The 8,318-nt window shown below is 72.6% G+C and carries 8 protein-coding genes; 6 read left to right on the forward strand and 2 right to left on the reverse strand.

Annotated features, from left to right (window positions below; translation table 11 throughout):
- The first annotated feature begins 87 nt into the window (after window positions 1-87).
- Complete coding sequence (locus AB0D57_RS23365) at window positions 88-684, forward strand: histidine phosphatase family protein (protein ID WP_362076076.1); 597 nt, start codon at window positions 88-90, stop codon at window positions 682-684.
- A gap of 53 nt (window positions 685-737) precedes the next feature.
- On the opposite strand, the gene AB0D57_RS23370 is transcribed toward AB0D57_RS23365, so the two are convergent.
- Window positions 738-2,201 carry a hypothetical protein gene (locus AB0D57_RS23370; RefSeq protein WP_362076079.1) on the reverse strand — a complete coding sequence of 488 codons (1,464 nt, stop codon included), beginning with the start codon at window positions 2,199-2,201 and terminating at the stop codon, window positions 738-740.
- Window positions 2,202-2,500: 299 nt separating this feature from the next.
- Between AB0D57_RS23370 and AB0D57_RS23375 the strand changes: the two genes are divergently transcribed.
- Both AB0D57_RS23375 and AB0D57_RS23380 read left to right on the forward strand, forming a co-directional pair.
- Window positions 2,501-2,929: a hypothetical protein gene (locus AB0D57_RS23375; RefSeq protein WP_362076082.1), complete on the forward strand. Its 429-nt coding sequence runs from the start codon at window positions 2,501-2,503 to the stop codon at window positions 2,927-2,929.
- 33 nt (window positions 2,930-2,962) lie between these two features.
- Entirely contained in the window at window positions 2,963-3,883 is a 921-nt protein-coding gene (locus AB0D57_RS23380; RefSeq protein ID WP_362076085.1) for a fused MFS/spermidine synthase, read from the forward strand.
- Window positions 3,884-3,895: 12 nt separating this feature from the next.
- On the opposite strand, the gene AB0D57_RS23385 is transcribed toward AB0D57_RS23380, so the two are convergent.
- Window positions 3,896-4,429, reverse strand: coding sequence for a hypothetical protein (locus AB0D57_RS23385; RefSeq protein ID WP_362076087.1), 534 nt, complete (start codon window positions 4,427-4,429; stop codon window positions 3,896-3,898).
- A 110-nt stretch (window positions 4,430-4,539) separates the two neighbouring features.
- On the opposite strand from AB0D57_RS23385, the gene AB0D57_RS23390 reads away from it, so the two are divergent.
- From AB0D57_RS23390 to AB0D57_RS23400, 3 genes are all read left to right on the forward strand, one after another.
- The gene (locus AB0D57_RS23390) at window positions 4,540-5,256 is read left to right on the forward strand and encodes a response regulator transcription factor (RefSeq protein ID WP_362076089.1); all 717 of its coding nucleotides are present in this window, start codon (window positions 4,540-4,542) and stop codon (window positions 5,254-5,256) included.
- Window positions 5,253-6,629: a HAMP domain-containing sensor histidine kinase gene (locus tag AB0D57_RS23395; RefSeq protein WP_362076091.1), complete on the forward strand. Its 1,377-nt coding sequence runs from the start codon at window positions 5,253-5,255 to the stop codon at window positions 6,627-6,629. Before AB0D57_RS23390 ends, AB0D57_RS23395 begins: the two co-directional genes overlap by 4 nt.
- 180 nt (window positions 6,630-6,809) lie before the next feature.
- Window positions 6,810-8,219, forward strand: coding sequence for a VCBS repeat-containing protein (locus tag AB0D57_RS23400; protein WP_362076093.1), 1,410 nt, complete (start codon window positions 6,810-6,812; stop codon window positions 8,217-8,219).
- Window positions 8,220-8,318: the final 99 nt, after the last annotated feature.

The raw sequence follows: 8,318 nt of genomic DNA on the forward strand, positions 1-8,318 counted from the left end.
CAGAGATCGCCCGCCGGGTTGCCCGGTACGCGGGTGAGCGATGATGGAGTGACCCATTCGTCACCCGAACCGGAAAGGCTCCTTTTCATGGCACCGCGCATCCTGCTGGCCCGGCACGGACAGACGGAATGGTCGTTGTCCGGCAAGCACACCGGCAGGACCGACATCCCGCTCCTGGAAGAGGGCCGACGCGGCGCCAAGGTGCTGGGGGAGCGACTGCACCGGGCGCCCTTCGACGGGCTCCATGGAGTGGAAGTGCGCACCAGTCCACTCTCACGCGCGCGTGAGACATGCGAACTGGCCGGCTTCGGCGAGCGCGCGACCACCTGGGACACGCTCATGGAGTGGGACTACGGCGCCTACGAGGGCATGACCCCGGCCGAGATTCAGGGGATACGCCCGGGCTGGTTCATCTGGCGCGACGGTGTCCCCGAGGGCGAGACGCTGGAGCAGGTCACCGCGCGCGCGGACGAGGTCGTCGCCTGGGCCCGCGCCGAGGACCGTGACGTTCTCGTCTTCGCGCACGGCCACATCCTCCGCTCCATCGGCGCCCGCTGGCTCGGCCTCCCTCTCGACTTCGCGGCCCGCATCCGTCTCAACCCGACCTCGCTGTCGGTGCTCGGCTGGGCCTACGGGGAGCCCGCGATCGAGGCGTGGAACGACTGCGGGCACCTGATCGCATAAGCGTCCGCCGGTAAGTATCTGTCGGTATCCGCCGGTGTCGCGGGTGGCTCCGCTCACGCCGTTCGCGGCAGGCTCGCGTGGCGTTCCAGGAACGTCGAGACCCCTGATGCCCTGCGGTGCGGCAGCAGTACGCGCGCGGTGCCCGCCAGCATGGTCTGGATGCGGGACGACTGGACCTCGCCCAGCAGGTCGAGGACGCGCATGCCTGCGAGGGCGGCCTCGTCCGGGCGGCCGCCGCGCGCGAGGTCGTCGGCGAGTTCGGCCGTGTAGAGAGCGATGTTGCGGGTGAAGTGCGGGTCCTGGAGGTGCGCGGCGCGCCGGGCGTGCCGGGCCGCGCGGGGCCAGTCGCCCAGCGTCGACCAGCACTGCGCCTCGAGACCCTCCAGTTCGGCCTCTCCGTAGAAGGTCATCCACTCGGGATCGTTCTCCGAGGGCCCGCGCTCGAAGAGGGTCTGCGCGCGGGCGAGCGCCTGCTCGCATCCGGGGCGGTCGGCGAGCCCCGCCCAGCCGCCCGCCTCGCGCAGCGCGAGCAGCGAGAGCAGCCGCGGGGAGCCGAGGGGGCGTGCCGCGCGCTGCGCCGCCTGGGCCGCGCGCACCGCCTCGCGCGGGCGGCCCGCGTCGCGCGCGAGGAAGGCCGTGTTGCAGAAGGCGTGCGCCTCCAGGCCCGGGTCGCCGGACATCCGGGCGGTCGCGAGCGCCTCCGCGTAGTGCGAGCGCGCGTCGTCGTAGCGCCCGGAGTCGTGCGCCAACCAGCCCACCGAGATGGCCAGTTCGCCCGCCCCCGCGTACAGCCGGTCGGTGGTGGTCTGCCGGGTGGTGCCCGCGTCGAGCAGCTCGTACGCGGTCCGCAACGGCGCCGCGGCACGCCGGTAGAGGCCGTCGGCCCCGTGCCGGTCGTCGAGCAGCCGGATCTTGCGTACGGCCTCTTCGAGGGCGCCCGCCTCGGACGCCCCCACCCGGTGGCCACGGCGGTCCGCAGCCGTGGCCGCGGAGCCGAAGGTGACCCCGAAGGGGCCCAGTGAGGCCGCCGCCATGGTGACGGTGCCTCCCGTCATGAATGCGCGACGCTGCACGTCGCTCTCCTCGTGGTTCTGATCATTTTGCTCGTACGGGAAGTGCGGGTCCTGCGTGGTGTCATACGGCTCGTGCGCCCCCGCTGTTTCATCCGGGGCGTACGGCAGGCTCGTGGTGGGAGGAGGGGGCGCCTCATCGGTGGGGCGCGCCCCTCGGCCGCGTACGGACGAGCGGGGTGAGAAGCCCAGGTCGGTCAGCGTGCGGCCGGGGAACATGTGCAGGAACACCCGCTCGTACGCGTAGTTGGGACAGCGGATCTCGCCTGCCTCCACCCGCCCGACATAGCGCGCGTCGCAGCTGACCCGCTCGCCGATCTCGCGCGCGGCTCGCCGCACCGCCGCGGCGAACTCGCCCGGCGAGCGCTGTCCGCGCAGCCGCCGGAAGGCGAGATTCGGCCGCGGTGGCTGGGGGGACTGGGACGAGGTCACCGTTGACGACGTCATGGCCGGGCCCTCTCTTGCGAACCGTCGAACCATGCCGGAGCCAAGGCGAGTTGTCCGTGTACTGCCTGTGGTGCCCTGTCCCGGCGGAGCAAGAACGTACCTGCTGTGACGGACTCGCCACGCTGCGTTTGGCTACAAAACGGATATCTCATCCATGATCTGCCATGAACTGCCATCCTTTGCGGCGGTGTTCCGCCGTAGCCGTTGACGTTCCGACGCGTTGAACCCGATGGACCGGGAGCACACCCGAACTCCCGACCCACTCGTGCAGGAGGAGGGGTTCCGTTTTGGAGGCCGGGATGGAGAGCACCGAGTTCCGTACGTCGCTGTCGACCGCCGAGCACAGGCCGTCCCCGGAGTGCAGCGCCTCACCACAGCCGGTCGCCGACTGCGACCTCGTGACCGTTCCGGCACGCCAGGGCCTGGAGGCGGTCGACATCCTCCGCCGCGGCTCCTGCGACTCGGTCGGGCCCGTCCTGCACGACGACGGCTGCGACACCCTCGGCTTCCTGGTGCCGCCCGGCACCGCCGACGCCTGGGACGTGCCGGGCAGCACCTGTACGCAGACCAACGGCCGCGGCCTCGAGCTGGCCCCCGAGCCCCCGGTCGAGGGCTCGGACTGGCTGCTCCCGCCGGAGGAGGCGGACCTCGCGACCGATCCGGCCGTGCTGCGGGCGGCGCTCGGCGAGGCGGCGCGACTGATCGAGGCCGCGGACAACTGCCGCTGAGCCGACCTCCTCGTACGCCCCGATAATGGTGGGGTGGGAAGGTCGAGGAACAAGCGGTACGACGAGGGGCGCTCCGACGACGGGCGGGACGCGGGGCGTGGTGCGCGCCGGGGCCGGGCGGGCGTCGAGCCGGTCGTAGAGACGGTCGACGGCGGGCTCGCCGAGCTGATACCCGACCGGGACCGCGCACGCGCCTGGACCCTGCTGATCGACGGCGCCCCGCAGTCGCACGTGGACCTCGACGACCCCGCGTACCTGAGCTTCGAGTACCAGCGTCGGCTCGGCCACGTCATCGACCTCGTCGCGCCGCCCGGCAAGCCCGTGCACGCCGTGCACCTCGGCGGCGGCGCCTTCACCCTCGCCCGCTACACCGCCGCGACCCGCCCCCGCTCCACCCAGCAGATCGTCGAACGCGACGCGCCTCTCGTCCAACTGGTCCGCCGTGAACTCCCGTTGGACCCCAACGCCCGGATCCGGGTGCGCTCCATGGACGCCCGCGACGGGCTCGCCAAGGTGCCGGACGGCTGGGCGGACCTGGTGATCGCCGATGTGTTCAGCGGTGCGCGTACGCCCGCGCACCTCACGTCCGTCGAATTCCTCGGCGACGTCCGCAGGGTCGTCAAGCCCGGTGGCCTGTACGCCGCCAACCTCGCGGACGGACCGCCGCTGGCCCACCTGCGCGGCCAGATCGCCACCGCCGCGACCGTCTTCCCCGAGCTGGCCCTCGTCGCCGACCCGACGGTACTGCGCGGCAAACGCTTCGGGAACGCCGTCCTCGTCGCCTCCGACCACCCCTTGCCCGTGGCCGAACTGACCCGCCGCGCCGCCTCGGACCCGCACCCCGGCCGCGTCGAACACGGCAAGCAGCTGGCCGACTTCACCGGAGGAGCGCTACCGGTGGCGGACGCGGCAGCGGTGGCATCCCCGGCGCCACCGGCATCGGTGTTCCGCTGACGGCCGGCGGAGCTAATAGGTTCCGATGTCCACCCGCGGCGGCCCGTCATGCCACGTACAGAACACCGACACCCGATCCGCCCCCGAGGCGAACTCCACCCGGATCCAACTCTCCGTCTTCCACACCTGCATCGACCAACCGGAGCCCGGCGTCGCGGACACGAGCGTCGCGGACGTCTCGCCGAGGTCGAAGACGGCCCGCCCGCCGTCGGTGTCGTAACTCTTGACCCGACCGGAGGCCGTCGGGCTGCTCGCGCTGGGCGAGGGCGACTTCGAGGGCGACTTCGAAGGTGACGGCGTGGGGGTCGGCTTGCGGCTCGGCTCCGGCTTCGGGGCGGCGGGACTGCGCGACGCCGGGGACCGACCGGTCGACGAGGCGAGCGGCTTCGCCCCCTGCGTGGTGGCGTCCGTCGCCATGATGGGAAGGGCGCGCGGGGGATCGTAGGCCGTCCCCGTCATGACCGTGTGCACACCCCACCACGACAGCGTGACCGCCGCGCCCGTGGCGAGCGACCATGCCAGTACGTGTACGAGTCCTCTGAGCATCGCCGGCCATACTGCCCCACACGCCCCACGGGTGTCTCATGGACTGTGCGCAGGCGGAGTTATCCACAGGCGCCGGACCGGCATCGCACAGATGGCGTACGGTGCGGCGCATGGCAAGTGTGCTCGTGGTCGAGGACGACCAGTTCGTACGCAGCGCTCTCATCCGGCATCTGACCGACGCCTCGCACACGGTGCGCAGCGTCGGCACCGCGCTCGAGGCGCTGCGCGAGGTCGCCCATTTCTCCTTCGACGTCGTCATCCTGGACCTGGGCCTGCCCGATCTGGATGGGGCCGAGGCGCTGAAGATGCTGCGCGGCATCACCGACGTCCCGGTGATCATCGCCACCGCGCGGGACGACGAGACGGAGATCGTCCGGCTGTTGAACGACGGGGCGGACGACTATCTGACCAAGCCGTTCTCGGTCGAGCACCTGTCCGCGCGGATGGCCGCCGTCCTGCGCCGCTCGCGCGCGGCGGGGGACGCGCCCACGTCACCGGTCATCCGCGTCGGCGGCCTCGCCATCGACCCCCTGCGCCGCCAGGCCGAATTGGACGGCGTACGGCTGGATCTCACCCGGCGCGAGTTCGACCTGCTCGCCTTTCTCGCCGGGCGTCCCGGTGTCGTCGTGGCGCGCCGGGAGCTGCTGGCGGAGGTGTGGCAGCAGTCGTACGGGGACGATCAGACCATCGACGTCCATCTGTCGTGGCTGCGCCGGAAATTGGGCGAGACGGCGGCGCGGCCGCGCTATCTGCACACGTTGAGGGGGGTCGGCGTCAAGCTGGAGCCGCCGAGGACGGAACCACCGACGACGGTGCCGCCGCTATGAGGTGGGCGCTGGTCAAGGTGTGTGTGGCGGTGACCGCGATGGTCGTGGTGGCCTTCGCGGTTCCGCTGGGGCTTGTCATCAAGGAGATGGCGAGGGACCGGGCCTTCTCGAATGCCGAGCGGGAGGCCGCGGCCATCGCGCCCGCGCTCTCCATCACCACCGACCGGGACCAGTTGGAGCGGGTCGTCGCCTCCGCGGGCTCGGACGACGGGATGGCCGTGCACATACCGGCGAGCGACGGCAAGGCGGCCGTCGACATCGGGCGACGGCGCGCCGCCGCCGAGGACATCGCCACCACACGCAAGCTGGGCCGGGCCTCCACCACCGAGGTCCCCGGCGGCTCCACCCTGCTGCAGCCCACCGCGCTGAGCTCCGGTGAGATCGCGGTCGTGGAGGTGTACGTCCCCGAGTCCGAGGTCAGCAACGGCGTGGGTACGGCCTGGGCGGTGCTCGCCGCGGTCGGCGTCGCGCTCATCATCGGCTCGGTCGCGGTCGCCGACCGGCTGGGCGTGCGGATGGTGCAGCCGGCGCAGCGACTGGTCGAGGGCGCGCACGAGTTGGGGGAGGGGAAGCTGGGAGCGCGGGTGCCCGAGGAAGGCCCGACCGAACTGCGGCTGGCGGCGGTAGCGTTCAACTCGATGGCCGATCAGGTCGTACAACTGCTGGCGAACGAACGGGAGTTGGCGGCAGATCTCTCGCACCGTCTGCGCACCCCGCTGACCGTGCTGCGGCTGAACACCGCCTCGCTCGGAGACGGGCCCGCCGCCGAGCAGACCCGGGCCGCCGTCGCGCAGTTGGAGCGGGAGGTCGACACGATCATCCGGACGGCCCGGGAGGCCAAACCGCAGACGGCGGCGATAGGTGTCGGGGCCGGCTGCGACGCGTCCGAGGTCGTCCGTGAGCGGATGGACTTCTGGTCGGCGCTCGCGGAGGACGAGGGCCGCAAGGTGCGCGTCGCGGGCGTGGACCGGCCGGTCCGCATACCGGTCGCCCGGGCCGACCTCGTGGCCGCGCTCGACGCCCTCCTCGGCAACGTCTTCCGGCACACCCCGGAGGGCACGGCCTTCGCGGTCGACGTGCACAACGCCGGGGACGCGGTGATCGTGCTGGTGTCGGACGCGGGACCGGGGATCGTGGACCCGGAGGCGGCGATGGCGCGGGGACGCGGGTCCGGGAGCGACGGCTCGACCGGGCTCGGCCTGGACATCGTGCGACGGCTCGCGGAGTCGACGGGCGGGGACGTGCGGATCGGCTCGTCGGTGCTGGGAGGCACCGAGGTGCGGATCTGGATCCAACTGGACGGGCGGGCGCCGGTTCGGCGAGGTCACAGAGGATCCGTACGGCGGCGTAGGCGCGGCGTGGGCGTGAGCTGATCCGCGCCGGTCACCGGGCCGAAAGTGGTCTACGTCGGCCCCGGCCGGATCCTCCCCTCCGGGCCGGGGTGAACCCGGGGTGAACGGACGGCGTACAACCCTTGGTGTCCTGTGCGGGTCTTGTCGGTTGCCGAGCGTGTGAGATGCGCCGCCGACTGCTCGCCGTCCCAAGGGGTTGCCTTGTCCTCTCGAAGATTCCGTACGTCCGCCGCCGCTGTCGCCGCCGCCGTCATCGCGGTGACGGCGGCGGCTCCCGCAGTGTCCTACGCCGAAGACACCTCTGCGGGCACCCTCGCCGTCGACGCCGCGGCGGCGTCCACGCGGGCCGACTTCGACGGTGACGGATACACCGACGTGGCGATCGCGGCCCCGGGCGGCACGGTCAACGGCAGGTCCGGCGCCGGGTACTTCACCGTCGTCTACGGCATGGCCGAGGGGCCCGACGGTGTGAAGCGCCAGGTGATCAGCCAGGACCGCTACGGGATACCCGGCACGGCGGAGGCGGGTGACCGCTTCGGCAGCAACCTCACGGCGGCCGACCTGGACGGTGACGGTTTCACCGACCTGGTGGTCGGAGCCCCGGGCGAGGACATCGGCAGTGTGCGTGACGCCGGGCTGCACACCGTCCTGTGGGGAGGCGTGGGCGGGCTCGCCACCGCCACGACCGTCGGCCAGGGCCGGGCGGAGACCCAGGCCGGTGACTTCGACGGGGACGGGCACCTGGACCTGGCGACGGCCTATCAGATGCGGTACGGGCCCTTCAGCCGTACCGGTGCAGCGGCCCGCACCGGACCCCTCGTCGGCCTGGACGTCCGTGTCTACGCCATGAGAGCGGGCGATGTGGACGGCGACGGCACAACCGACCTGGTGATCAGCAGCGGTTCGTGGGATTCGGACGACGGAGGGTCGATCCCCCCGCCCCATCTGCAACTGCTGAAGGGCACTGAGGACGGCCTGGTGGGAGGGCCGTTCATCGCCTCCGCCGACACCGTGTCCGCGGACAGCATCGCTCTCGGCGACATCGACGACGACGGCCGGCAGGATGTCGTCTTCGGCCGCAGCACCGCGGCGGGCGGCGGTCTCGTGGGCGTGGTGCGGGGCACGGCGGCCGGACTGGCGCCGCGGGCCACACTGATCGGCCAGAACACCGCCGGCGTCCCCGGGACAGGGGAGAGCGGCGACGGCTTCGGCACCGACGTCTCCGTCGGTGACGTCACCGGCGACGGATACGCCGACATCGTCACCGGTATCCCCGGCGAGGACTTCGCCGGCCGGACCAACGCCGGCACCTTCGCCGTCCTCAGGGGCAGCGCGGCGGGTGTCGTCGGCACCAAGGTCCGGGTCTTCAGCCAGAACACGGCCGGGGTGCCCGGTACGGCCGAGAACGGCGACCGGTTCGGCAGCCGCACCGCCGTCGTCGGCGGGTACGTCGCCGTCTCGGCACCGGCGGAGAACAGCGGCTCCGGGGGCGTGTGGGTCTTCCCCGGTACCGCCGCCGGTGTCACCGCGACCAAGTCGGTGAGCTTCGGACCGCGCGCGCTCGCCGCGCCCGTGCCCGGCGCACGCCTCGGCTCCGCCTTCCACCGCTGACGCCCACCTCGGCGTGGGGGGGGGGGGGCCCCCCCCCCCCCCGCCCCCCCCCCCCCCCGCGGCCCCCCGGGACCACCCCCCCCGCACAAGCCCGAAGGC

Source organism: Streptomyces sp. NPDC048275, from assembly GCF_040652275.1.
Taxonomy (GTDB): Bacteria; Actinomycetota; Actinomycetes; order Streptomycetales; family Streptomycetaceae; genus Streptomyces.